We start from the raw sequence: 23875 nt of genomic DNA on the forward strand, positions 1-23875 counted from the left end.
TGCCTTTCGCTCTTCAGGTCTGCCGTCCCAGTATCCCTGCCCCCTGCGCCGCCCCTTCGTACGGGCTGACGACTTCGTACGGGCTAACGACGAGCGGAGTAGTTCGGAGCCTCGGTCGTCATCTGGATGTCGTGCGGGTGGCTCTCCTTGAGTCCGGCCGCCGTGATCCGCACAAAGCGGCCCTTCTCCTTGAGCTCCGGCACATTCGCCGAGCCGACATACCCCATCGACGCCCGCAGACCGCCCACGAGCTGGTGGGCGACCGAGGCCAGCGGGCCGCGGTAGGGCACCTGACCCTCGATGCCCTCGGGCACCAGCTTGTCCTCGGAGAGGACGTTGTCCTGGAAGTAGCGGTCCTTGGAGTACGAACGGGCCTGGCCGCGCGACTGCATCGCGGCCAGCGAACCCATCCCCCGGTAGGACTTGAACTGCTTGCCGTTGATGAACACCATCTCGCCCGGCGACTCCTCGCACCCGGCCAGCAGGCTGCCCAGCATGACCGTGTCCGCGCCCGCCGCGATCGCCTTGGCGATGTCGCCCGAGTACTGGAGACCGCCGTCGCCGATCAGCGGCACCCCGGCCGCGTGGCACGCCCGCGCGGCCTCGTAGATCGCCGTCACCTGCGGCACACCGATGCCCGCGACCACCCGGGTGGTGCAGATCGAGCCCGGGCCGACGCCGACCTTGACCCCGTCCACACCCGCGTCGATCAGCGCCTGGGCGCCGTCACGGGTGGCGACATTGCCGCCCACCACATCGACCGTGATGTTGGACTTCAGCTTGGCGATCATGTCGAGGATGCCCCGGCTGTGGCCATGCGCGCTGTCGACCACGAGGAAGTCCACCCCGGCCTCGACCAGCGCCTGCGCCCGGTCGTACGACTCGTCGCCGACACCGACCGCCGCGCCGACGATCAGCCGGCCGTCGGCGTCCTTGGCCGCGTGGGGATACTTCTCGGCCTTCACGAAGTCCTTGACGGTGATCAGGCCCTTGAGCACGCCCGCGTCGTCGACCAGCGGCAGCTTCTCGATCTTGTGGCGGCGCAGCAGCTGCATCGCGTCCTCGCCGGAGATCCCGACCTTGCCGGTGACCAGCGGCATCGGGGTCATGACCTCGCGGACCTGACGGCCCCGGTCCGTCTCGAAGGCCATGTCGCGGTTGGTGACGATGCCCAGCAGCTTGCCCGCCGCGTCCGTCACCGGGACGCCGCTGATCCGGAACTTCCCGCACAGGGCGTCCGCCTCGGCCAGCGTCGCGTCCGGCCGGACCGTGATCGGGTCGGTGACCATGCCGGACTCGGACCGCTTGACCAGGTCGACCTGGTTGGCCTGGTCCTCGATCGACAGATTGCGGTGCAGCACGCCGACGCCGCCCTGGCGGGCCATGGCGATGGCCATGCGGGACTCGGTGACCTTGTCCATGGCCGCGGACAGCAGCGGCACATTGACCCGGACGTTCCGAGAGACCCTGGACGAGGTGTCGACCGCGTTCGGCAGCACCTCGGAGGCGCCCGGCAGCAGCAGCACATCGTCGTACGTCAGCCCGAGCATCGCGAATTTCTCAGGCACTCCGTCGACGTTGACAGTCATGACACCCTTCCAATGGTCTTGCCCCAGCGCGGACTCCCATGCTAACGGGCTCGACAGGTGTCCCATTCCTCCCTGTGGAAAACCCCCGCAGCCTGCCGAAACCACCATGGACACGGCCACTGACCCGGCCATTCGCACGGCCGCGCGGGGCTACTGCTCGGCGAGCGCGCGCAGCCTGCTCAGGGCCCGGTGCTGGGCCACCCGCACCGCGCCCGGCGACATCCCGAGCATCTGCCCGGTCTCCTCCGCCGTCAGCCCGACCGCGACCCGCAGCAGCACCAGCTCGCGCTGGTTCTCCGGGAGATTCGCCAGCAGCTTCTTGGCCCACTCCGCGTCACTGCTCAGCAGCGCCTGTTCCTCCGGCCCGAGCGAGTCGTCCGGCTGCTCCGGCATCTCGTCCGAGGGCACGGCCGTGCTGCCCGGGTGGCGCATGGCGGCGCGCTGTAGATCGGCGACCTTGTGCGCGGCGATGGCAACGACGAACGCCTCGAAGGGCCTGCCGGTGTCGCGGTAGCGCGGCAGCGCGCACAGCACCGCGAGACAGACCTCCTGCGCCAGGTCGTCCACGAAATGGCGCGCGTCCCCCGGCAGCCGCGACAAACGCGTGCGGCAATAGCGAAGGGCGAGCGGGTGCACATGGGCGAGCAGATCGTGGGTGGCCCGCTCGTCCCCCTCGGCGGCGCGCCGGACAAGGGCTCCGATGGCCCCCTGGGTCCCTGGGCCGCCGGCCTTCGGGGACCCCTGGGTCTCGTCGTCGCGCATCCGTCCATGGTGCCTTGACGCCGTGGCTTCCGTAGCACCGCGTCCGTAGTTGTGCGCTGAAGCGTTATGAGCAGGTGCGCCGGCTGTCGTCACGTCCTGCGCTCTCCCCTCACGCCCGACCGACATGTCCCCGAGGAACTCCACACCCTCAAGGATGCGGCATCGCCCGGCAAAGTGACATAAGCCTCCCCCAGCCGGCGGGGATATCAGCTGCCCTCAACCCCGCCCGTCACCCGACGGGCGGGGACAGTCCGCCCCCGCTGTGCGGCACCTCGGCTCGGCCCGGTGGATGATCCGGCTCTAGCGGACCAGGCCCCACCGGAAGCCGAGCGCCACCGCGTGTGCCCGGTCCGAGGCGCCGAGTTTCTTGAACAGGCGCCGCGCGTGCGTCTTGACGGTGTCCTCCGACAGGAACAGCTCACGGCCGATCTCCGCGTTGGACCGGCCGTGGCTCATGCCCTCCAGGACCTGGATCTCACGGGCGGTGAGCGTGGGCGCCGCGCCCATCTCGGCGGAGCGCAGCCTGCGCGGCGCCAGCCGCCAGGTCGGGTCGGCCAGCGCCTGGGTCACGGTGGCGCGCAGCTCGGCGCGCGAGGCGTCCTTGTGCAGATAGCCACGGGCGCCGGCGGCCACGGCCAGCGCGACGCCGTCCAGGTCCTCGGCGACCGTGAGCATGATGATCCGGGCGCCGGGGTCGGCCGAGAGCAGCCGCCGCACGGTCTCGACACCACCGAGGCCGGGCATCCGCACGTCCATCAGAATCAGATCCGAGCGGTCGGCCCCCCAGCGGCGGAGGACTTCCTCGCCGTTGGCCGCCGTCGTCACACGCTCGACGCCGGGCACGGTCGCCACCGCGCGGCGCAGCGCCTCTCGGGCAAGCGGGGAGTCGTCGCAGACGAGGACGGATGTCATGACCGCCCTCCGCAGCTGATGCGCGTCACCTTGAGCCTCCAGGCTGGTACATATCGTCACCTGTGCGATTGACGGCCTCGGACGCCCGTCCGAGAGCTTTACCCATCAACCGCCTCCGCACTCTCAACGACGGTCACCCGAAAGAGTTACGGGGTCCGGCGGCCACCTTCGACACTCTACGTGAGGGAACGGACACAGAGCTGCTTCATCGCGGCCGCCGCGCCCCGCCCCGAGTCCTGCCCTCTTCGATGGCATTTGGCGACCTTGCTTCCAATTTGCCTGTCTCTGTGGCTAGATTCGCAATGAGTCATATTTACATCTACTTACACAGTAGGTGTACGACCCAGGACACAGCGTCCGCACCAGATCGCTTCGAGGAGATAAGGCAATGGCAGATTTCTCCCGTCTTCCCGGTCCGAACGCCGACCTGTGGGACTGGCAGCTCCTCGCCGCGTGTCGCGGGGTCGACAGCTCGCTCTTCTTCCATCCGGAGGGCGAGCGCGGCGCTGCCCGCAGCGCACGCGAGATGTCAGCCAAAGAGGTGTGCATGCGATGCCCCGTGCGCGCGGAGTGCGCGGCGCACGCGCTGGCGGTTCGTGAGCCGTACGGCGTGTGGGGCGGACTGACCGAGGACGAACGCGAGGAGCTCATGGGGCGGGCACGCCACCGGGCCGTCGCCACTTCCGGCGCCGGGGCTCCCGGCGCCTGATCGCGCCCGCGATCACCACAGACTGAAGAAACGTATCGCCACCGACCGCGAGCCCCGCGAGCCCCTCCTTCGCAGCTCGGCGTCTCCCCGGCCGTCGCTGCGGGACGCCTTCAGCGGTGCGTCACGGCCGCGTCTCGCGCCGCGCCGCGGACTCCAGCCGGTCCAGCGTCGCCGCCACCGCCGGGACCCGTGCGAGGTCCGGCAGCGTGAGCGCGACGACCTCCCGCCGCACCGCCGGCTCCACCTCCACCCTCGCGGTCCCCTTGGCCCGTACGGACTCCATCGCCAGCTCCGGCAGCACCGCCACCCCGAGCCCGGCCGCCACCAGCCCGATCACCGCCGGATAGTCGTCCGTGGCGAAGTCGATCCGCGGCGTGAAGCCCGCCGCCTCGCACACGTCCACCAGATGCCTGCGACAGCGCGGGCACCCCGCGATCCACGGCTCCTCGGCCAGCTCCCCGATGCCCACCGCCCCGGTCCCCGCCAGCCGGTGCCCCTCGGGCACCACGCCCACCAGCCGGTCCCTCAGCAGCGGCCGTACGACCAGGTCGTCCTTGCCCCACGGGCCCTCGGCCGGGGCAATCAGCTCCTCCGCGTCCGCCACCGCCGGTTCGACCTCCGGATAACGGAAGGCCACGGCGATCTCGACATCGCCGGCGCGCAGCAGCTCCACCGAGCGCGGCGGCTCGGCCTCCACCAGCGAGACCCGGGTCCCCGGGTAGGCCCGGCGCATCTCGGCGAGCGCGGTCGGCACCAGTGTCGAGCTGCCGCTGGGGAAGGACGCCAGCCGCACCCGGCCGGCCCGCAGCCCGGCGATCGCCGCGACCTCCTCCTCGGCGGCGGTCAGCCCGGCCAGGATCCCCGCCGCGTGCCGCACCAGCGCCTCACCGGCCTGCGTCAGCCGCATCTCCCGGCCCGTACGGACCAGCAGCGGGGTGCCCGAGGACTGTTCGAGGGCCTTCATCTGCTGGCTGACGGCGGGCTGGGTGCAGCCCAGTTCGCGGGCGGCCGCGGAGAAGGAACCCGTGGTCGCCACGGCGCGCAGCACCCTCAGATGACGAGCCTCGATCATTCTTCGAGCATAAGCGACCCTTGGGTATGGTCCGCGATATCACGTCGACGCTTTGAATCGCGGTCCTCTAGCGTGCCGCCATGACGCGTATCCCCGAGGCCGGGTCCCCGCACCCTGAGCCGCACCCTGAGCCGCACTCCCAGCCGCGCATTCAGCCGCACCCGACGACCGTGCTCACCGTGAACCTCGGCCGGCTGAAGCAGGTCGAGTACACCGACGCCCCCTCCGGCGGCACCGGCATCGACAAGCGCCCCGCCGACGGGCCGGTGCGGGTGGTCGCCCCCGGCCCCAAGGGCGAGGGCGCGAGCGGGCTGATCGGCGACGCGGTCAGCGACACACGCCACCACGGCGGGAACGACCAGGCCGTGTACGCCTACGCGCGCGAGGACCTCGACGCCTGGGAGGGCGAGCTCGGCCGCGAGCTGACGAACGGCGCCTTCGGCGAGAACCTCACCACCCGCGGCCTCGACATCACCGGCGCCCGGATCGGCGAGCGCTGGCGGATCGGCGCCGAGCTGCTGCTCGAAGTGGCCTCGGTGCGCATCCCGTGCCGGACCTTCGCGGCCTGGCTGGGCGAGGAGCGCTGGGTGAAGCGGTTCACTCGGGCGGCCGTCCCCGGCGCGTATCTGCGGGTCCTCGAGCCGGGCGAGATCCGCTCCGGGGACCCGGTCGAGATCGTGCACCGGCCCGACCACGAGGTGACCGTCGGCTTCACCTTCCGCGCCGTCACCACCGAACGCGCCCTGCTGCCACGGGTGCTCGCGGCGGGCGACGCGCTCCACCCCGAACTGCGGCAGACCGCACTTTCCTATACCGGAACACTCTCCCACTCACCGGAGAACTGATCCGGACGGGTGCGCTCCGACCCCCGCCGAGGCCGCTAACGTGCGCGTATGACGACTGCGTTGATTACGGGAACCACGGCGGGCATCGGCGCCGCCTTCGCGAGCCGGCTCGCGGCGGACGGTCACAACCTGGTGCTGGTGGCGCGGGACGAGAAGCGGCTGCGCGACCAGGCCGCCGACCTCCACGACCGGCACGGGGTGGAGGCGGACGTCCTGCGGGCCGACCTGTCCGAGGACGACGGCATCGCGGCCGTCGAGGAGCGCCTCGGCAACCGCAAGCACCCGATCGATCTGCTCGTCAACAACGCCGGCTTCGGCAACAAGGGCCGCTATCTCGAGGCGCCCCTGGACGACGAGCTGCGGATGCTGAAGGTCCACTGCGAGGCCGTGCTGCGGCTCACCACCGCGGCCGCCGAGACGATGCGGACCCGGGGGCGCGGCGGAGTGATCAACGTCGCCTCGATCGCGGCGTTCTTCCCGCGCGGCACGTACGGGGCCAGCAAGGCGTGGGTCGTGCAGTTCACCCAGGGCGCGGCGCGGGACCTGGCGAGTTCCGGGGTGCGGCTGATGGCGCTGTGCCCGGGGTTCGTACGGACCGAGTTCCACGCGCGGGCGGGGATCAAGCCGGACAGCGTGCCGAGCTGGATGTGGCTGGACGCCGACAAGGTGGTGACGGAGGCGCTCAAGGACTTCGCGCGGGGCAAGGCGCTGTCGATCCCCGATCCGCGGTACAAGGCGATGACGGGGCTGGCGAAGCTGGCGCCGCGGGCCGCGCTCTCGGTCGTCTCCTCGAACGTCGGACGGCCTCCCAAGCGCTGACACCCCCGCAGCCCCAGGGCCTCGCGGGCCCACGCAGCCCCCAGAGCCCCGCGGCCCCGGAAACGCCTCGGGCGCGGTCACCCCCACGAGGGGTGACCGCGCCCGGCGGGATCGCGCGGTGGCGCGTCAGTGCGCGTGACCGTGGCCGTGGCCCGCGGCCTCGGGCTCCTCCTCGGCCGGCTTCTCGACCACCAGCGTCTCGGTGGTGAGCAGCAGGGAGGCGATGGACGCCGCGTTCTCCAGGGCGGAGCGGGTGACCTTGACCGGGTCGATGACGCCGGCCTTCACCAGGTCGCCGTACTCGTCGGTCGCGGCGTTGAAGCCGTGGCCCTTCTCGAGCTCGGCCACCTTGGAGGTGATGACGTAGCCCTCAAGGCCCGCGTTCTCGGCGATCCAGCGCAGCGGCTCGACCGCGGCGCGGCGGACGACCGCGACACCGGTGGCCTCGTCGCCCTCCTTGCCGAGGTTGTCCTCCAGCACCTTCACGGCGTGGACGAGCGCGGAGCCACCACCGGAGACGATGCCCTCCTCGACCGCGGCGCGGGTCGCGGAGATGGCGTCCTCCAGACGGTGCTTCTTCTCCTTGAGCTCCACCTCGGTGGCGGCGCCGACGCGGATCACGCACACGCCGCCGGCCAGCTTGGCGAGGCGCTCCTGGAGCTTCTCGCGGTCCCAGTCGGAGTCCGTGGCCTCGATCTCGGCCTTGATCTGGTTGATCCGGCCGGTGACGTCCTCGGACTTGCCGCCACCGTCGACGATGGTGGTGTCGTCCTTGGTGACGGTCACCCGGCGGGCGGTGCCCAGCACGTCCAGGCCGACCTGGTCGAGCTTGAGGCCGACCTCCTCGGCGACGACGGTGCCGCCGGTGAGGGCGGCCATGTCGCCGAGCATCGCCTTGCGGCGGTCGCCGAAGCCGGGGGCCTTCACCGCGACGGCGTTGAAGGTGCCGCGGATCTTGTTGACGACGAGGGTGGACAGGGCCTCGCCCTCCACGTCCTCGGCGATGATCAGCAGCGGCTTGTTGCCACCCTGGATGATCTTCTCCAGCAGCGGCAGCAGGTCCTGGATCGAGGAGATCTTGCCCTGGTGGATCAGGATGTACGGGTCGTCGAGGACGGCCTCCATACGCTCCTGGTCGGTGACCATGTACGGCGACAGGTAGCCCTTGTCGAAGGCCATGCCCTCGGTGAAGTCGAGCTCCAGGCCGAAGGTGTTGGACTCCTCGACGGTGATCACACCGTCCTTGCCGACCTTGTCCATCGCCTCGGCGATGAGCTCGCCGACCTGCTTGTCCTGGGCGGACAGCGCGGCCACGGCGGCGATGTCGGACTTGGAGTCGATCGGGCGGGCGGTGGCCAGCAGCTCGTCGGACACGGCCTTGACGGCCGCGTCGATGCCCTTCTTCAGGGCGGCCGGGGAGGCACCGGCGGCCACGTTCCGCAGGCCCTCGCGGACCAGGGCCTGGGCCAGCACGGTGGCGGTGGTGGTGCCGTCACCCGCGATGTCGTTGGTCTTGGTCGCCACCTCCTTGACGAGCTGGGCGCCCAGGTTCTCGTACGGGTCCTCGACCTCGACCTCGCGGGCGATGGTGACACCGTCGTTGGTGATGGTCGGGGCGCCGAACTTCTTGTCGATGACGACGTTGCGGCCCTTGGGGCCGATCGTCACCTTGACGGTGTCGGCGAGCTTGTTGACGCCACGCTCGAGGGCGCGACGGGCGTCCTCGTCAAACTTCAGGATCTTCGCCATGGGTTGCGTATGTCCTCTCGAACGAACCGCGCCCCGGCCCCGGTATGGACAGGGGCACCGGGGCGCGGCTCACAGGCAAAACTTCGGTGACTTACTTCTCGATGATCGCGAGAACGTCGCGAGCCGAGAGGACGAGGTACTCCTCGCCGTTGTACTTCACCTCGGTACCGCCGTACTTGCTGTAGAGCACGACGTCGCCTACGGAGACGTCGAGCGGGAGACGGTTGCCGTCCTCGAAGCGGCCCGGGCCCACGGCCAGGACGACGCCCTCCTGGGGCTTCTCCTTGGCAGTGTCCGGGATAACCAGGCCAGAGGCCGTGGTCTGCTCGGCGTCGAGCGGCTGGACCACAATGCGGTCCTCGAGCGGCTTGATGGCAACCTTGGAGCTGGCGGTCGTCACGATCCGACCTCCCCCTTCGGAGATCTCACGGGGTTAACTGTCTGAGGTGGCGACCAGGTGGATCCGTCGTCGCGGGTGCCGGACCTGCCCGTCGCTGTGTTTGGCACTCCTCGGTGCTGAGTGCCAGCCACGACATTATGACGCGGTTAGCACTCAGTCAACCAGAGTGCCAAGTGACGGGGTGCCGCGGCGCCCCGCCGGAGTCGGCGGGACGCCACTCGGCCGGTCCCCGGAGGCGGTCCTCAGAGGCAGTCCCCGGAGGGAGTCAGTCCCCGGAGGGATTCAGAGGTAGTCCTCCAGCCGGGCCACGGCGAAGCCCTCGGCCTGGATCTCCCGGAGCAGCTCGGTCATCACATCGGTCATGGTCCGCCCGTCCTGCTGGGCGGGGCCGCGGAAGTGGGCCAGCACGATGTCGCCGGAGTGCAGCCGGCCGCCCGACGCGTACTCCAGCCCGTCGGCCTTCATCTCGGCCGACCACATCACCAGCGCCCGCACCCCGCAGGCCGCCGCCGCCCGCACCGTGTCGTCGTCGACCGCCCCGTACGGCGGGCGGAAGAGATACGGCCGGGTACCGAACTGGTGAGCGAGCACATCCTGCTGGCCGCAGATCTCATGGGCCTGCTCCTCGAACTCCAGATCGGGCAGCCTCGGATGGGTGAGGGTGTGGTTCTGGATCCCGTTGCCGAGCCGGCGCAGCTGCTCGAAGTAGCCGTAGTCGCCGGACGCCACGTCGTCCGTCAGGAAGGCGGTGAACGGCAGCCCCAGGTCGTGGGCCAGTTGGATGAAGGCCGGGTCCTTCTCCGCGCCGTCGTCGATGGTCACGAAGACGACCTTGTCGTGGGTCGGCACATGGTCGATGATCGGCGGCCCGGCGGGCGCGCCCGCCCCGGGCGGCACCAGGGGCGGCTTGGACGAGGGCGGCGCCGCCGTTTCCAGCGGCCCGTCGAGCCCCCAGCGGCGGTAGCCGTCCGGGGCCGCGGGGGGCGGCGAGGGCAGGTCGGAGACCGAACCGGACTCCGACGCCCGGCCGGACCCCGGCTCCGACCCCGACCCCGGCGACCGGGACGAGTCGTGCAGCGAGCCCGGGGCGTGGGCCCCGCTCCCGAGCGACGACATGGACGACTTGGGAGACGAAGAGGACATGGACGAGTCGGACGACGGCGAAGACGGCGCAGCCGTCCCGGCGCCATGCCCGTCCCCACAGCCCGCGAGCAGCGCCGCGGCCGCGACCAACACGAGACACCTTGAAAGGCCAGTCTTGATCATCATCACATAAGCGATCTTCAGCCGGGTGTCGCGAACGCGCGCGCTGAAGCGGGGAGAATGGGCGACGTGGACGTTGACGCCTTCGACTCACTGCTCCGCGACGAAGGGCAGACGCTGCTCCGCGAGCTGAGCGACTACGACCCGGCGCGGGAGCTCGCCACGGCGACCCGGCTGCGCCGTGACCACCCCGCGGAGCTGGTCTCCGCGGCCCTCACCCAGGCGGGGCTGCGGCAGCGCGCGGCAGCGAAGTTCGGCGCCGCCGACGCCCACCGCATGTACTTCACGCCCAACGGCGTCGAACAGGCCACCCGGGCGTCCGTCGCCGCCTACCGCGCCGCCCGCTTCACCGAGCTCGGCGTGCGCCGCGTCGCCGACCTGTGCTGCGGCATCGGCGGCGACGCGGTCGCGCTGGCCCGCGCGGGCATCTTCGTGCTGGCCGTCGACCGCGACCCGCTGACCTGCGCCGTGGTCCGGGCCAACGCCGAGGCCCTGGGACTGGCCGACCTCATCGAGGTGCGCCACGCGGATGTCGCCGAGGTCGACACCTCCGGCTACGACGCGATCTTCGTGGACCCCGCGCGGCGCGGGGGGCGGGGCCGCGTCTTCGACCCCGAGGCGTACTCGCCGCCGCTGTCCTGGGCCGTCGCGGCCGCCCGCACCGCCCCCCACGCCGCCCTCAAGGTCGCCCCCGGCATCCCGCACGACGCGGTCCCCGAGGACGCCGAGGCCGAGTGGATCTCGGACCACGGCGACGTCAAGGAGGCCCTGCTGTGGTTCGGCACGGCGCGCCCCGGCCTGCGCCGCGCCACGCTGCTCCCCGACCACCACTCCCTCCTCGGCACCCCCCTGCTGCCGGACCCCGAGGCGGGCACGGTCGGGCGCTGGCTGTACGAGCCGGACGGCGCGGTCATCCGCGCGCACCTGGTCGCGGACGTCGCCGCGCGGATCGGCGGCCGCCTCATCGACCCGACGATCGCCTATGTCACGGCCGACGACCTGCGCCCGACGCCGTACGCCACCGCGTACGAGATCACGGACGTGCTGCCGTTCAACCTCAAAAAGCTCAAGGCGCTGCTGCGTGAGCGGAAGGTCGGCGTCCTGACGGTCAAGAAGCGGGGGTCGGCGGTCGAGCCGGAGGAGCTGCGGAAGAGGCTCCGCCTCGATGGGGTGAATTCCTGCACGGTGTTCCTCACCCGGGTGAGCGGCGCCCCCACCATGCTCCTCGGCCACCCGGCCGGGGCCTGAGCCCCCTGGACCCCGGGGGCCTGAGGCGGAGGGGGAAAACACCCCGCCCGGGGCCGCTGCGGTCAGGCTCCGGTGCCGTTCCTGGTTTTCAGCTCGAACCAGACGCCCTTCGCGTACATCCCCGTCGGATCCCCGTCCGCCGTCCCCCACTCGTCGGCCAGCGCCGCGACCACCCCGAGCCCGCGCCCGTACAACCGGTCGCCCGCCGGGAGATACGCGCCCGTGGGGAGCTCGGTGCTCGCGTCGTAGACGCTGATGCGCAGCCGGGGCTGCTCGATCATCACGCGGAGCATCAGGGAGTCGCCCTCGGCGTGCAGATAGGCGTTGGTGGCCAGCTCCGAGGTGCAGGCCGTCGCGGTCTCGACAAGGTCCTCATGGCCCACGGAGTTCAACACGCACGCGACGAAGTCCCGGCAGATCTTCGGGGAGGTGGCCCGGCGGGTGCTCTGAAGCGTGTAGACGTACGGCTCTTCGGGTCCCGAGGAGGGCGAACTGTCCGCAGGGCTGTCGTCGGGCTCGTGGTCGGATCCCATGTCAACTCCCTGCGACGGGGCCGTTGGTGCGCGTACCGTTACGATGATCAACGCTTCGTAACGGCGACAGCACCTACCGTAGGACAGTGCTGCAAACAAGTGCTACGGATTCGTTGAATTTCCCCGACAAATAGCCCGCGAGGGTGACACGTATGGGAGAGACATGCCACCCAGGAACGCGCCAACCGCCCGGCAACAGCGGTTGGGCACCGAACTGCGCAGGATGCGGGAGGACGCGGGCCTCAGCATCCAGGAGGCCGCCGACCGGCTCGGCATCAACCGGACCCACATCACCAACCTGGAGCTGGCCCGGTTCGGGGTGAGCGAGGAGCGCGTACGGACCCTCGCCGCCATCTACGCCTGCCCGGACATCGCGTACATCGACGCGCTCGCCGCCATGACCCATGAGCGCAAGGGCGGTTGGTGGGAGGAGTACCGGGGGCTCATCGCCACCGGCGGACTCGACCTGGCCGAGATGGAGTACTACGCGTCGAGCCTGCGCGTAGTCGGCCTCATCCACATTCCAGGGCTTCTCCAGACGGAGGAGTACGCACACGCGGTGATGGGCCAGGCCGTGCCCCCGTGGTCACCGACGGAGCTGCGCCGCAGGCTCTCCCACCGGATGAAGCGCCGGGACATCCTGGACCGGGACACCCCTCCCGAGTGCACCTTCGTCATCCACGAGGCCGCCCTGCACACCCGGTTCGGCGGGGCGCGGGTGCTGCGGGCCCAGCTGGAGCGGCTGCTGGAGGCGTCGGAGCGCGAGTACGTCACCGTGCGCGTCATCCCGCTCGACACGGACGGCTTCCCGGTCGCCGGCTCCACGGTCACCTACGCCTCGGGACCCGTACCGCAGCTGGACACCGTGCAGTTCGACTCGGCCCTCGGCTCGATGTTCCTGGACGCGGAGTCCCAGCTGCGCAAGTACCGAGGGGTCCTGGACCGCAGCGCGGAGGTGGCCTTGCCCGACGAGGAATCGCGCTCGGTCGTGCGCGCCGCCGTTCAGCGCCTCTGAAAGCTCCGAAAGCAAGGAAATGCGCACCATCAACTGGCAGAAGTCCTCCTACTCCGGCCAAGGCGAGGGAGACGCCTGCGTCGAGGTCGCCTCCATGGGCGAGGACATAGCGCTCCGGGAGAGCGACGACCCCGACAGAGTCGTGACCACCACCCCCACCATGCTCAGATCGCTCCTCGACGGCATCAAGGCCGGTGAGTTCGACCGCCTGTCCTTAACGGTGACACCGCCATGACCACCCCACCGCCCGAGCCCCCGCCCGAGCCCTACGCCCAGCGGACCAGGTCCCCTGCCTCCTCGGCCCGACGCGCGCCCGGCCGGGCGTCGTTACGTTGATCACCATGACCGAGACCACCACCATGCCCGAGGCCCCGAGCACGCCCCAGCTGGACCTCGACGCCTACCTCGCCCGCGTCGGCCGGCCCGGCGAACGCGGCCCGAGCGCGGCGTCCTTGCGCGCGCTGGCCTTCGCGCATGTGACGTCCATACCGTTCGAGAACCTCGACCCCCTGCGCGGCTCGGCGCCCTCGCTCGCCCTCCCCGACCTGGAGGCCAAGCTGGTCCGCGCCCCGCGCGGCGGCTACTGCTACGAGCAGAACACGCTGTTCGCCGCCGCCCTGAGGGCCCTCGGCTTCACCGTCACCGGCCTGGCCGCCCGGGTGCGCGTCGGCGCCCGCGGCGCCCTCCGCCCCCGTACGCACATGCTCCTGCTCGTCGAGGTCCCGGGCGAGCGCGAACCGTACGTGGCCGATGTCGGTTTCGGCAGCATCGGCGGTCTGCTGGAGGCGGTGCCGCTGGCCGCGGACACCGAGTTCCACGACGGGAACCGCCGCCACCGCTTCGTCCGCGAGCCGGGCCCCGGCCATGAGGACCTGTGGGTGCTCCAGGCCTTCCTGGACGGGGCGTGGGAGGACCAGTACGCCTTCACCCTCGAACCCTGCGAGCGCCCCGACTACGAGATCTTCAACTGGTATGTGGCGACCCACCCGCGCTCGCCCTTCCGGCGCACCCTCCACGTCCAGCGCACCGCCGCCGACCGGCATCTGGCACTGAGCGGGCACACCCTGACCGAGACGGATCGCGACGGCACCCGCGCCCAGCGCGAACTGGCCGATGAGGCCGAGGTGCTGGCCGTACTCGCCGCCGAGTTCGGCATCGAGGCGCCGGAGGACGTCCAATTGCCGAGGTAGCCCTTCGGGCAGGCCCCCGACCATGGCACGATCATCCCGCTAATGGGCGGATGAGAGGGTGGCAGGGGGCATGGGCAAAGAAAAACTGTCCGTATCGGATCAGGATCTGACAAGCCTGATCAAAGACCTCGAGGAGACACAGAGCTACGTCGAGACGAAGATCAAGCGTCTGAACCTCCTGGTCGAGTCCGTCGACAAGGACGGGAAGGGGCCCTCGGCCACCGCGTACAAGAAGCTCCAGCGCGATGTGAGCATGGACGCGGTGCGGATCAGGCAGATGCTGAACGCCGTCGAGGAGGCGACGAAGGCGCAGGGGGCGGACGCCGACCCCCGCTATCTGGAACTGCTGCACCGGTTCCAGGTGTTGCAGAGGTCGTGGGAGGGGCAGCCCGGACCGCAGGGCACGGACGGCCACGACGAGCCGGACCCCGCGGCCTGACCCTCACCGAACCGACAGCAACACCGACACACTCGCCGAGGCCGGGCGCTCAGAACGTGTCGTCCGGCCGGTCGTCGCCCTCCGGGTCCGCCTCGGGCGCGGGGGTGAGTTCGCGGGTGACCAGGCGGTAGTAGCCGACCGCCTTGGCCATGCCCAGCGCGCCCGTCCCCGCGAGGACGACCGCGCACCCCAGGGCCCGGACGGAACCGTCCACGGCGGCCGCCCTGGCCGCCGAGGCCGATCCGAAGCAGCACAGCAGCAGCGACGGCAGCAGCCAGAAGAGAGCCCGGCCCGGGGAGTGCCACCGGGCCAGGGAGTCCCGGTCCCGCCCCGCCCCGGCCCAGGCGCGGAGCCGCTCGCGCGCGTCCAAGTCGTCCCGGACGCCGGAGATCGTGGCCAGCGTCGTGGGCACCACGAACCCCAGCGCCACGGCCAGGAAGAAGACGCCGAGCACGACGCTGACCACATCGCCCATGCCCACGTAGCGGCTCCCCGCCCAGGCCGCCACCCACCCCACCGAGATGAGCCCGGCCGCCAGCCAGAACAGCAGCGCCCGCCGCCGCCCCAGATACCAGGGCACCAGCTCGCGCAGCGCCTCCTCCCGCTCGGCCAGGAGGTCGGCGCGGTCGGGCGGCGGCCCTATGTCCGAGGCGGGGTCGGGCGGCGGCGGGAGGCTGGGGCCCGGCATCCGGCTCACCCCTCGGGCGCGGCGGACTCGACGGACGCGGCGGGCCCGGCGGACTCCACGGACTCCACGGACTCGAACCGCCAGCGGTGCACGGCCCGGCGCGCCAAGTCCTCCCCCGGCTCGGGGAGTTCGGGCAGCTCGGCATCGTACGGGGCGTCCCACCAGGTGATGACCAGGACGCGGTCCGCAGGGGCGCGGAGGGTCTCGCGGCGCAGCGGCGCGGGGTCGAGCCGCTGACCGCGGGCCCAGGCCAGCAGCCGCTCGCCACCGCCCTCCACGGCCCGCGCCTCCCACATCAGGGCGACGGTCATGCGTAGAGGTTCTTCCGGCTCAGCTCGTGCACATGGTCATGGTCGTGCACATGGTCGTGGTCGTGGCCCGCGGGGGCCGGGACATGCGGGTCGGTCACCGGCAGCGAGGAGTCCGCCGACAGGTCCCAGGCCGACGCGGCCCGCCCGCGCGCCACCATCTCCGCGCCCAGCGCCGCGACCATCGCGCCGTTGTCCGTGCACAGCTTGGGCCGGGGCACGCGCAGCGTGATGCCCGCGTCCTCGCAGCGGCGCTCCGCCATGGCGCGCAGCCGGGAGTTGGCGGCCACCCCGCCGCCGATCATCAGGTGGTCGACGCCCTCGTCCCGGCAGGCCCGCACGGCCTTGCGGGTCAGCACGTCCACGACCGCCTCCTGGAAGGAGGCCGAGACATCGGCCACCGGCACGTCCTCGCCCGCCGCCCGCCTGGCCTCGATCCAGCGGGCCACGGCGGTCTTGAGGCCGGAGAAGGAGAAGTCGTACGGGGCGTCGCGCGGGCCGGTCAGCCCGCGCGGGAAGGCGATCGCGGCCGGGTCGCCCTCGCGCGCCATGCGGTCGATGACCGGGCCGCCCGGGAAGCCGAGGTGCAGCACCCGGGCGATCTTGTCGAACGCCTCGCCCGCCGCGTCGTCGATCGTCGAGCCGAGCGGACGGACGTCCGAGGTGATGTCGGGCGCGAGCAGCAGCGAGGAGTGACCGCCGCTCACCAGCAGGGCCATCGTCGGCTCGGGCAGCGGGCCGTGCTCCAGCTGGTCCACGCAGATGTGCGAGGCCAGGTGGTTGACGCCGTAGAGCGGCTTGCCGAGCGCGTACGCGTACGCCTTGGCGGCCGAGACGCCGACCAGCAGCGCCCCCGCGAGCCCGGGCCCGGCGGTGACCGCGACGCCGTCCAGGTCGGACGGGGCGACCCCGGCCTCCTTCAGGGCGCGCTGGATGGTGGGGACCATCGCCTCCAGATGCGCCCGGCTGGCGACCTCGGGGACCACGCCGCCGAAGCGGGCGTGCTCGTCGACGCTGGAGGCGACGGCGTCGGCGAGGAGGGTGTGGCCGCGGACGATGCCGACGCCGGTCTCGTCGCAGGAGGTCTCGATGCCGAGTACGAGCGGTTCGTCAGCCATGGGTCTTCGTTCCTTGTGCGGAGCCTTGTACGGAGCCTTGTCCTTGCACGGGGCACTGCGCGTCGGGCGCGGGGGAGGCCGGGTCCGCCAAGCGCATCACCAGCGCGTCCACGTTCCCCGGCTGGTAGTAGCCCTTGCGGATGCCGAGGGGCGCGAAGCCGAAGCGCTCGTAGAGGCGCTGCGCCCGCAGATTGTCGACGCGCACCTCCAGCAGCACCTCATGGCACTCGAAGGCGGTGGCGGCCGTGATGAGGTTCGTCAGCAGCCGGGCGCCGAGCCCGGTGCCCCAGTGGTCGCGGGCGGCGGCGATGGTCTGCACATCGGCCGTGCGGTCGACGGCGGCGAGCCCCGCGTAACCCACCAGCCGGCCGCCCGCCTCCGCGACCACGTAGTGACGCGTCGCGGCCGGGCCGCGGGCATGGGCGAGCTCGGACCAGAACATGCCGGGCGACCAGGCGTCGTCCGGGAAGAGATCCACTTCGAGCCGCAGCACGCTCTCGATGTCCCACCAGCGCATCTCGCGCACCACCGGGGCCTGCGGTGTCGCGGGGGTCACCGGGGCGTGACCACCTTGTAGTTGGCGGGCACCTGGGCGTCGGGGCGGCGCAGATACAGCGGCCGGTCGGGCAGCAGTTCCTCGCCGCGCGCCAGCTTCTCGGCGGCCAGCGCCGCCAGCGCGCCCGCCGACTGGTGCTCGGGCATCCCGGCCGGTACGTCCGCGAAGGCGGCCGGGTAGAGCAGGGCGCCCGCGCCGACGGCCGGCAGCCCGGCCACCCGCTCGCCGAGGTCCGCGGGCAGGTCGACGGCCGGCTCGGTCACCCGGGTGCGGGCGTCGTCGTACCGCGCCCAGTAGACCTCTTTGCGCCGCGCGTCCGTGGCCACGACGAAGGGCCCTTCCAGACCGGCCTGCCCGGCGGCGTACGCGATCCCGTCGAGCGTGCACAGCCCGTGCACGGGGATGCCGAGGGCCGCCCCGAAGGTGGCCGCGGTCACCAGGCCGACCCGCAGCCCGGTGTACGGTCCCGGCCCCACGCCGACGACCAGATCGGTCACCTCGCCGAGCGCGGTCCCCGCCTCGGCCAGCACCCGGTCGACGGCGGGCAGCAGCAGCTCGCCGTGGCGCCGCGCGTCGGTCTGACGCGACTCGGCGAGGACGGCGGTGCCGTCGTGCAGGGCGACGGTGACGGCGGGGGTGGCGGTGTCAAGCGCGAGCAACAGCACGAGGACAGCCTACGGCGCCCGCGGCGGGGGCCGCTCCGCCGCGGGGCGCGCACCGCGAACGCGCGCCGGAGGGGGACGGGGTGCGCGCCGGGGCGGTTGTGGCGCACATGGGGACCGCGCTCCGGTGCTACCTTCGGCTTGTCCTCTGTCCGCCCGCGGTCCGGCCCGCGGCGACGGGAGGGATCCGGAGCCGAGGAGAGGGTGGCAAGCCGTGCCAAGGAGCAGCACCGGGACCGTCGTGGCCGCGCTCACCGCCGCCGCGCTCGGCGGCGTGGGCTTCCTCGCCTACCAGGCGTCGGCGACCGCTCCCGACCGCCCCTCCCACTCCGTGCGCGAATCCCAGGCGGGCGGCTCCAAGGACAAGGCCAAGACCAAGGACAAGGGCGACAAGAAGAAGTCCACCGCGCTGCCGGCCAAATCAGGCTCCGGGCTCCGCGTGGTCTACGCGCTCGGGGACCGGCGGGTCTGGCTGGTGGACGCCGACGAGAAGGCGACCCACACCTTCGTGGTCTCCCCCAGCACGGCGAGCCCGGCCCCCGGGACGTACGAGGTCACCTCGCGCGTGGCGAGCACGATCGGCTCGGACGGGGTACAGGTCGAACACGTCGTCGTCTTCAACACGGAAGCGGGGGTCGTGTACGGCTTCAGCGCGGCGGTCGACGGCTCGCTCCCCGACCCGAACGCGACGAAGAAGACCGGCGGCATCCGGGAGAGCCGCGCGGACGCCACGGCGATGTGGCAGTTCGCGCAGGCCGGCACGAAGGTCGTCGTCCTCGCCTGACCCACGGCGCGCGCCACGCCCGCTACGCCGCGTCGCGGCGCGGTTCGTCCTCCCCCTCGCACGCGCCGGCCCCTTCCGGCTCGCCCGTCGCGGCGGGCGCCGGGCCGGGCGCCGGGGACTCCGGCGGCGTGGACACCGCTCTCGCCGCCGCGCAGGCGGCCAGCAGTTCCCTCATCGACGGGGACCGGTCATCGCGCCGGCCCGCCTCGGCAGCGGGCTCTCGGGACGGCATGGATGCCTCCTAAGGGTCCTGGGGCAAACGGCCAACTTAGGCACGCCTAACTTAGCCTCTCTTCCCATGTGACCACGGGGGATGCCCCTCGCGCAACATTTTGCCGACGGCTTGTCGGAACCTTGTCGCCCCCGCGGCCGGAACCTTGTCGGCGCCGCGGCCGGAACCTCAGCCCGCCAGCGACGCCAGGTCCTCACCCGCCCAGCGCGGCCCGACCCCGGTCACCACCACGCCCCGGACGTCCTCCGGCGCGGTGGCCTCGTCCCCCGCCGTCCGCTCGATGACGACGTGCAGCCGGTCCTCCGAGAGCCCCTCGACCTTCCCCTCGCCCCACTCCACGGCCACCACCGACTCCGGCAGCGACACATCGAGGTCCAGGTCCTCCATCTCGTCCAGGCCCCCGCCCAGCCGGTAGGCGTCCACGTGCACCAGCGGCGGGCCGTCGCCCAGCGACGGGTGGACGCGCGCGATCACGAACGTCGGCGAGGTGACCGCGCCGCGCACCCCGAGCCCCTCCCCCAGGCCGCGGGTCAGCGTCGTCTTGCCCGCGCCCAGCTCCCCGGTGAGCAGCACCAGGTCACCGGGGCGCAGCAGCTTGGCGAGCCTGCGCCCCAGGTCCCGCATCTGCTCGGGCGAGGTGACGGTGAGGCGCAGGGTGGCGTACGGGCCGGTGGCGTGCGGGGTCTCCATACCCGCCGATGTTACGGCTCGGGCCCCGCCCCGGGCCGGGCCCGGGAGCCGCTACCCGCGCGCCGTACGCCGCCGTCCACTCCCCCCGGACGCGGCCCGCGAGGTGTCCGTACCGGCCGCCTGCGCCAGCAGGTCGATCAGATGTCCGTTCACCTCTTCGGGGTGTTCCAGCATCACCAGGTGCCCGCCCTCCTCGACGATCACCAGGCCCGCGCCGGGCAGCGCCTCCGCGATGGCCTCGCTGTGCTCCATCGGGGTGATGAGGTCCTTGTCGCCCGCCAGCACCAGCACCGGCAGCCCGTCGAAGACCGGCAGCGCCTCCGCCTTGTCGTGCTCCACGAAGGCCGGGTAGAACTCCGCGACCACATCGATCGGCGTCGCCTCGATCAGCCGCTCCGCGAACCGCGCGACCCCCGGGTCCACGTCCTTCGACCCGAACGAATAGCGCTTGATCACGCCCGCGAACAGATCGGCCGTGGCCCGCCGCCCCCGCTCGACCAGCTCCGCCTGCCACCCCAGCGCCTTCAGCAGGCCCGGCAGCAGCCGCCGTACCGCGTTCACCCCGACCACCGGCAGCCCGAAGCTGACCTCGCTGAGATGGCCCGACGACGTGCCCACGAACGCCGCGCCGATCACCCGCTCGCGCACCAGCTCCGGGAACTGCGCGGCCAGCGCCATCATCGTCATGCCGCCCATCGAGTGCCCCACCAGCACCAGCGGCCCCTCGGGCGCCGCCGTGTCGATCACGGCCTTCAGATCGCGGCCGAGCTGGTCGATGGTGACCTGCGTGCCCTCCATCTGGGCGCGGCCCCGCGCCGACCTGCCGTGGCACCGCTGGTCCCAGTAGACGGCGCGGACCCCGCCGCGCAGCACCGCGCGCTGGAAGTGCCAGGAGTCCTGGGCCAGACAGTAGCCATGGCTGAAAATCACCGTGATCGGGGCGGGGGCGCGCCGCCCGAGCAGCCGCTTGCGGCGCGCCGGCGGCTGCGCCGGTATGTCCTCGACCTCGTAGTACAGCTCGGTGCCGTCGTCGGCGACCGCCGTGCCCGGGGTGCCGCGCAGCGTGCCGAACGGGCCCGCCGCGTCCAGCTCCAGCCGCGCCTTGCGCCGTACACCACGGCCCACCGTCAGCCGCTCGAGCCCGACGCCCATGGCCGCGCCCGCCGCGACGACACCGATGGCGACGCCCGCGAAACCCGCGCCGCGCCGCCACCCCACGGCCGTTGCCCCCGCCGCCACCCGTGCCGCCGTCTCTGCCGTGCTGTCGCCTTCCATGGTCAGTTCCCTGTGCCCTCAGGGTGACCCACATAAACGCGCGGCACGCGTGCCCCGATCCTCGTCACGATCTCGTACGCGATCGTGCCGACCGCGCGCGCCCAGTCCTCCGCGGTCGGCTCGCCCCGGTCACCGGGCCCGAACAGCACCGCCTCGTCCCCCGGCGCCGCGCTGTCGCCGCCGAGATCCACCACGAACTGGTCCATGGCCACCGTGCCGGCCACCGTCCGCCACTTGCCCGCCACCAGCACCGGCCCCGTCCCGGAGGCATGCCGCGGAATCCCGTCCGCGTACCCCACCGGCACCAGCGCCAGCGTGGTCGGGCCGGGGGTGACATAGCGGTGCCCGTACGACACGCCGTGTCCGCGCGGCACCCGCTTGACCGAGGCCAGCGAGGCCACCAGCGTCATCACCGGGCGCAGCCCGAAGTCCCCGGGGTGGCCGATCTCCGGGCTCGGCGAGATCCCGTACGTCGCGATCCCGGTCCGTACGAGGTCGAAGTGCGACTCGGGCAGCGTCAGCGTCGCCGGCGAGTTGGCCATGTGCCGCACCTCCGGGCGCAGCCCCGCCTCCTCCGCCTGCGCGAGCAGCGCCCGGAACACCTCCAGCTGCGCGGCGATCGACGGGTGCCCCGGCTCGTCCGCGCACGCGAAGTGCGACCACAGACCGGTCACCTTCACCGTGCCCTCCGCCTCGGCGGCCCGCGCGGCGGCGATGAGTTCCGGCCACTCCTCGGGCGGGCAGCCGTTGCGGCCCAGCCCGGTGTCCGCCTTCAGCTGCACGCGCGCCGTACGGCCGCACTCCCGGGCCGCGGCGACGGCCTCCCGCAGCGCCCACAGCCCGCTCAGCGACACGTCGACGTCCGCCTCGATCGCCTCCCGCCACGGGCCGCCCGGCGTCCACAGCCAGCACAGCACCCGGCCCGTGTCGCCCGCGGCGCGCAGCGCCAGCGCCTCCTCGGGCGTGGCCGTGCCCAGCCAGCTCGCGCCCGCCTCGCGGGCGGCGCGCGCGCAGGGCACGGCGCCGTGGCCGTAGGCGTCCGACTTGACCACGGCCATCAGCTCGGCCCCGGGGGCCGCGGCGCGCAGCGCGCGCACATTGGCCCGCAGGGCGGCCAGGTCGACCACGGCACGGGCGCGCATCGGTGTCTCGTTCATCAGCGCCAGTCTCTCAGGCCCGCCCCGCGCGCGGAGCGCGTGCTTCCGCACGAGCCGTCCGCACAGGCGCCCGGCGAGTGCGGCAAAGGTCCGGGAAACTGGTCGCCATGAGGATTGCCTACAGCGTCGAGACCGTACGGGCCGCGGAGCGGGACCTGATGGCGCGGCTGCCCCGAGGAGCGCTCATGCAGCGCGCGGCCGCGGGCCTGGCGGCCGCCTGCGCGGGGCTGCTGGGCCGCGTGTACGGGGCCCGGGTGGCCCTCCTGGTGGGCAGCGGCGACAACGGCGGCGACGCGCTCTACGCCGGGGCCCGCCTCGCCCGTCGCGGGGCGGGGGTGACGGCCGTACTGCTGGCCCCCGACCGCGCCCACGCGGGCGGGCTGCGGGCGCTGCGCGCCGCGGGCGGCCGCGCGCTCCCAGCCTCTTCTGATTCCGCCTCTTCTGATTCCGCCTCCGCCGAAACGGTCCTGGCCCAGGCCGACCTGGTCATCGACGGGATCGTCGGCATCGGCGGCAAGGGCGGCCTGCGGCCCGACGCCGAGCGCCTGATCCGGGCCGTGCGCGGCACCATGGTCGCCGTCGACCTGCCCAGCGGCGTCGACGCCGACGCCGGCGAGGTGCACGGCCCCGCCGTGCGCGCCGACGCGACCGTCACCTTCGGCACCTACAAGCCCGGCCTGCTCATCGACCCCGCCCATGAACACGCGGGCGCGCTGCGGCTGATCGACATCGGCCTGGCCCCCCATCTGCCCGCCGCCCCCGACGCCGAGGCCCTCCAGCACCACGACGTCGCGGCCCTCCTGCCCCGCCCCAGCGCGGAGAGCGACAAGTACCGGCGCGGCGTCGTCGGAGTCGTGGCGGGCTCGGCCCGCTACCCGGGCGCCGCGGTCCTGGCCGTCGCGGGCGCGCTGCGCGGCGGGGCGGGCGCGGTCCGGTACGTGGGCCCGGCGGCCGACGCGGTCATCGCCCGCTTCCCCGAGACCCTCGTCCACTCCGGCCCGCCGCACAAGGCCGGCCGCGTCCAGGCGTGGGTGGTCGGCCCCGGCCTCGGCGACGACGCGGCCGCCCGCCAGTCCCTCGACGATGTCCTCGCCTCCGACGTCCCGCTCCTCGTCGACGCGGACGGGCTGCGCCTGCTCCCCTCCGGCGACCTGCGCTCACGCGGCGCGGCCACGATCCTCACGCCGCACGCCGGGGAGGCCGCGGCGCTGCTGGGCGTGGCGCGCGAGGAGGTCGAGCGCAGCCGCCTCGCCTTTGTGCGCGCCCTCGCCGAGCGCTACGGCGCGACCGTCCTCCTCAAGGGCTCAACGACGCTCGTCTGTTCCGGCGCGGGCTCGGGCCCCGTACGCGTCAACCCCACCGGCACCGGCTGGCTCGCCACGGCGGGCAGCGGCGACGTCCTCTCCGGCCTGACCGGCTCCCTCCTCGCCACCGGCCTGCCCGCCCACGACGCCGCCTCCGTCGGCGCCTACCTCCACGGCCTGGCCGCCCGCCACGCCACCTCCCCGACCGGCGCGCCCATCGCGGCGTACGACGTGGCGACGGCGCTGCCCGAGGTCTGGCGGGACGTGCTGCTGGGCTGAGGGGTGCGCCTGATGTTCGTGGGTGGTGCCGGGGGCGGGGCCTCCGGGGCTGTCACCCTGGACCGCGCCGGTCCGGTGGGTGGTGCGCCTGATGTGCGTGCGTGGTGCCGGGGGCGGGGCCTCCGGGGCTGTCACCCTGGACCGCGCCGGTCCGGTGGGGGGTGCGCCTGATGTGCGTGCGTGGTGCCGGGGGCGGGGCCTCCGGGGCTGTCACCCTGGACCGCGCCGGTCCGGTGGGTGGTGCGCCTGATGTGCGTGCGTGGTGCCGGGGGCGGGG

27 protein-coding genes are annotated in these 23875 nt (G+C 72.7%); 10 read left to right on the forward strand and 17 right to left on the reverse strand.

Annotated elements, in window-relative coordinates; all coding sequences use genetic code 11:
* Positions 1-83: 83 nt before the first annotated feature.
* The 3 genes from guaB to ABTY62_RS38095 all read right to left on the reverse strand — a co-directional run bounded on the left by guaB (position 84) and on the right by ABTY62_RS38095 (position 3263).
* Complete coding sequence (guaB, locus tag ABTY62_RS38085; RefSeq protein ID WP_352133965.1) at positions 84-1589, reverse strand: IMP dehydrogenase; 1506 nt, start codon at positions 1587-1589, stop codon at positions 84-86.
* A gap of 150 nt (positions 1590-1739) precedes the next feature.
* A complete protein-coding gene (locus ABTY62_RS38090; protein ID WP_065963126.1) occupies positions 1740-2351 on the reverse strand; it encodes a sigma-70 family RNA polymerase sigma factor in 612 nt (203 codons plus the stop codon).
* 300 nt (positions 2352-2651) lie between these two features.
* Positions 2652-3263, reverse strand: a complete 612-nt coding sequence (locus ABTY62_RS38095; RefSeq protein WP_003948568.1) for a response regulator transcription factor — start codon at positions 3261-3263, stop codon at positions 2652-2654.
* A gap of 388 nt (positions 3264-3651) precedes the next feature.
* Here ABTY62_RS38095 and ABTY62_RS38100 point away from each other — a divergent pair, with 388 nt between their 5' ends.
* Entirely contained in the window at positions 3652-3972 is a 321-nt protein-coding gene (locus ABTY62_RS38100; RefSeq protein ID WP_014178839.1) for a WhiB family transcriptional regulator, read from the forward strand.
* A gap of 121 nt (positions 3973-4093) precedes the next feature.
* Here the strand turns inward: ABTY62_RS38100 and ABTY62_RS38105 are convergent, their stop codons facing one another.
* Positions 4094-5044, reverse strand: a complete 951-nt coding sequence (locus ABTY62_RS38105) for a LysR family transcriptional regulator (RefSeq protein ID WP_352133966.1) — start codon at positions 5042-5044, stop codon at positions 4094-4096.
* Between the two features lie 80 nt (positions 5045-5124).
* On the opposite strand from ABTY62_RS38105, the gene ABTY62_RS38110 reads away from it, so the two are divergent.
* Together ABTY62_RS38110 and ABTY62_RS38115 are read left to right on the forward strand one after the other, a co-directional pair.
* Positions 5125-5889: an MOSC domain-containing protein gene (locus ABTY62_RS38110; RefSeq protein WP_352133967.1), complete on the forward strand. Its 765-nt coding sequence runs from the start codon at positions 5125-5127 to the stop codon at positions 5887-5889.
* A 48-nt stretch (positions 5890-5937) separates the two neighbouring features.
* Complete coding sequence (locus tag ABTY62_RS38115) at positions 5938-6708, forward strand: SDR family NAD(P)-dependent oxidoreductase (RefSeq protein WP_352133968.1); 771 nt, start codon at positions 5938-5940, stop codon at positions 6706-6708.
* A 126-nt stretch (positions 6709-6834) separates the two neighbouring features.
* Here ABTY62_RS38115 and groL read toward each other — a convergent pair whose 3' ends face one another.
* The 3 genes from groL to ABTY62_RS38130 form a co-directional block, all read right to left on the reverse strand.
* Positions 6835-8457 (reverse strand): chaperonin GroEL, encoded by a 1623-nt coding sequence (groL, locus tag ABTY62_RS38120; protein ID WP_311726717.1) that lies wholly within the window; start codon positions 8455-8457, stop codon positions 6835-6837.
* A gap of 91 nt (positions 8458-8548) precedes the next feature.
* A complete protein-coding gene (gene groES / locus ABTY62_RS38125; RefSeq protein WP_014178834.1) occupies positions 8549-8857 on the reverse strand; it encodes a co-chaperone GroES in 309 nt (102 codons plus the stop codon).
* Between the two features lie 282 nt (positions 8858-9139).
* Positions 9140-9973 carry a polysaccharide deacetylase family protein gene (locus ABTY62_RS38130; RefSeq protein ID WP_352133969.1) on the reverse strand — a complete coding sequence of 278 codons (834 nt, stop codon included), beginning with the start codon at positions 9971-9973 and terminating at the stop codon, positions 9140-9142.
* 207 nt (positions 9974-10180) lie between these two features.
* Between ABTY62_RS38130 and ABTY62_RS38135 the strand changes: the two genes are divergently transcribed.
* A complete protein-coding gene (locus tag ABTY62_RS38135) occupies positions 10181-11368 on the forward strand; it encodes a class I SAM-dependent methyltransferase (protein ID WP_352133970.1) in 1188 nt (395 codons plus the stop codon).
* A gap of 62 nt (positions 11369-11430) precedes the next feature.
* Here ABTY62_RS38135 and ABTY62_RS38140 read toward each other — a convergent pair whose 3' ends face one another.
* Positions 11431-11901 (reverse strand): ATP-binding protein, encoded by a 471-nt coding sequence (locus tag ABTY62_RS38140; protein WP_352133971.1) that lies wholly within the window; start codon positions 11899-11901, stop codon positions 11431-11433.
* A gap of 163 nt (positions 11902-12064) precedes the next feature.
* On the opposite strand from ABTY62_RS38140, the gene ABTY62_RS38145 reads away from it, so the two are divergent.
* From ABTY62_RS38145 to ABTY62_RS38160, 4 genes are all read left to right on the forward strand, one after another.
* On the forward strand, positions 12065-12916 hold the full coding sequence (locus ABTY62_RS38145; protein WP_311726713.1) for a Scr1 family TA system antitoxin-like transcriptional regulator: 852 nt from the start codon (positions 12065-12067) through the stop codon (positions 12914-12916).
* A gap of 19 nt (positions 12917-12935) precedes the next feature.
* Entirely contained in the window at positions 12936-13151 is a 216-nt protein-coding gene (locus ABTY62_RS38150) for a DUF397 domain-containing protein (protein ID WP_352133972.1), read from the forward strand.
* A 106-nt stretch (positions 13152-13257) separates the two neighbouring features.
* On the forward strand, positions 13258-14106 hold the full coding sequence (locus ABTY62_RS38155; protein WP_352133973.1) for an arylamine N-acetyltransferase family protein: 849 nt from the start codon (positions 13258-13260) through the stop codon (positions 14104-14106).
* 70 nt (positions 14107-14176) lie between these two features.
* Complete coding sequence (locus ABTY62_RS38160) at positions 14177-14545, forward strand: hypothetical protein (protein ID WP_352133974.1); 369 nt, start codon at positions 14177-14179, stop codon at positions 14543-14545.
* Positions 14546-14594: 49 nt separating this feature from the next.
* Here ABTY62_RS38160 and ABTY62_RS38165 read toward each other — a convergent pair whose 3' ends face one another.
* The 5 genes from ABTY62_RS38165 to tsaB are packed head-to-tail and all read right to left on the reverse strand — an operon-like array spanning position 14595 to position 17880.
* On the reverse strand, positions 14595-15233 hold the full coding sequence (locus tag ABTY62_RS38165; RefSeq protein ID WP_352133975.1) for a hypothetical protein: 639 nt from the start codon (positions 15231-15233) through the stop codon (positions 14595-14597).
* Positions 15234-15238: 5 nt separating this feature from the next.
* Positions 15239-15544, reverse strand: coding sequence for a hypothetical protein (locus ABTY62_RS38170; RefSeq protein WP_352133976.1), 306 nt, complete (start codon positions 15542-15544; stop codon positions 15239-15241).
* Complete coding sequence (tsaD, locus tag ABTY62_RS38175) at positions 15541-16659, reverse strand: tRNA (adenosine(37)-N6)-threonylcarbamoyltransferase complex transferase subunit TsaD (protein WP_352133977.1); 1119 nt, start codon at positions 16657-16659, stop codon at positions 15541-15543. Before tsaD ends, ABTY62_RS38170 begins: the two co-directional genes overlap by 4 nt.
* The gene (gene rimI, locus ABTY62_RS38180) at positions 16652-17176 is read right to left on the reverse strand and encodes a ribosomal protein S18-alanine N-acetyltransferase (RefSeq protein ID WP_352134025.1); all 525 of its coding nucleotides are present in this window, start codon (positions 17174-17176) and stop codon (positions 16652-16654) included. Before rimI ends, tsaD begins: the two co-directional genes overlap by 8 nt.
* A 35-nt stretch (positions 17177-17211) precedes the next feature.
* The gene (tsaB, locus tag ABTY62_RS38185; protein WP_311726706.1) at positions 17212-17880 is read right to left on the reverse strand and encodes a tRNA (adenosine(37)-N6)-threonylcarbamoyltransferase complex dimerization subunit type 1 TsaB; all 669 of its coding nucleotides are present in this window, start codon (positions 17878-17880) and stop codon (positions 17212-17214) included.
* A gap of 211 nt (positions 17881-18091) precedes the next feature.
* Between tsaB and ABTY62_RS38190 the strand changes: the two genes are divergently transcribed.
* The gene (locus ABTY62_RS38190; protein WP_352133978.1) at positions 18092-18661 is read left to right on the forward strand and encodes a hypothetical protein; all 570 of its coding nucleotides are present in this window, start codon (positions 18092-18094) and stop codon (positions 18659-18661) included.
* A 22-nt stretch (positions 18662-18683) separates the two neighbouring features.
* Here ABTY62_RS38190 and ABTY62_RS38195 read toward each other — a convergent pair whose 3' ends face one another.
* From ABTY62_RS38195 to alr, 4 genes are all read right to left on the reverse strand, one after another.
* Positions 18684-18893 (reverse strand): hypothetical protein, encoded by a 210-nt coding sequence (locus ABTY62_RS38195; RefSeq protein WP_352133979.1) that lies wholly within the window; start codon positions 18891-18893, stop codon positions 18684-18686.
* Between the two features lie 168 nt (positions 18894-19061).
* Positions 19062-19583 carry a tRNA (adenosine(37)-N6)-threonylcarbamoyltransferase complex ATPase subunit type 1 TsaE gene (gene tsaE / locus ABTY62_RS38200; protein ID WP_352133980.1) on the reverse strand — a complete coding sequence of 174 codons (522 nt, stop codon included), beginning with the start codon at positions 19581-19583 and terminating at the stop codon, positions 19062-19064.
* A gap of 51 nt (positions 19584-19634) precedes the next feature.
* On the reverse strand, positions 19635-20858 hold the full coding sequence (locus ABTY62_RS38205) for an alpha/beta fold hydrolase (protein WP_352133981.1): 1224 nt from the start codon (positions 20856-20858) through the stop codon (positions 19635-19637).
* A 2-nt stretch (positions 20859-20860) separates the two neighbouring features.
* The gene (gene alr, locus ABTY62_RS38210) at positions 20861-22015 is read right to left on the reverse strand and encodes an alanine racemase (protein WP_352133982.1); all 1155 of its coding nucleotides are present in this window, start codon (positions 22013-22015) and stop codon (positions 20861-20863) included.
* 107 nt (positions 22016-22122) lie between these two features.
* Between alr and ABTY62_RS38215 the strand changes: the two genes are divergently transcribed.
* Positions 22123-23598 carry an NAD(P)H-hydrate dehydratase gene (locus tag ABTY62_RS38215; RefSeq protein WP_352133983.1) on the forward strand — a complete coding sequence of 492 codons (1476 nt, stop codon included), beginning with the start codon at positions 22123-22125 and terminating at the stop codon, positions 23596-23598.
* Positions 23599-23875 lie beyond the last annotated feature (277 nt).

It is taken from the genome of Streptomyces sp. NPDC097640 (assembly GCF_040302705.1).
Lineage (GTDB): Bacteria > Actinomycetota > Actinomycetes > Streptomycetales > Streptomycetaceae > Streptomyces.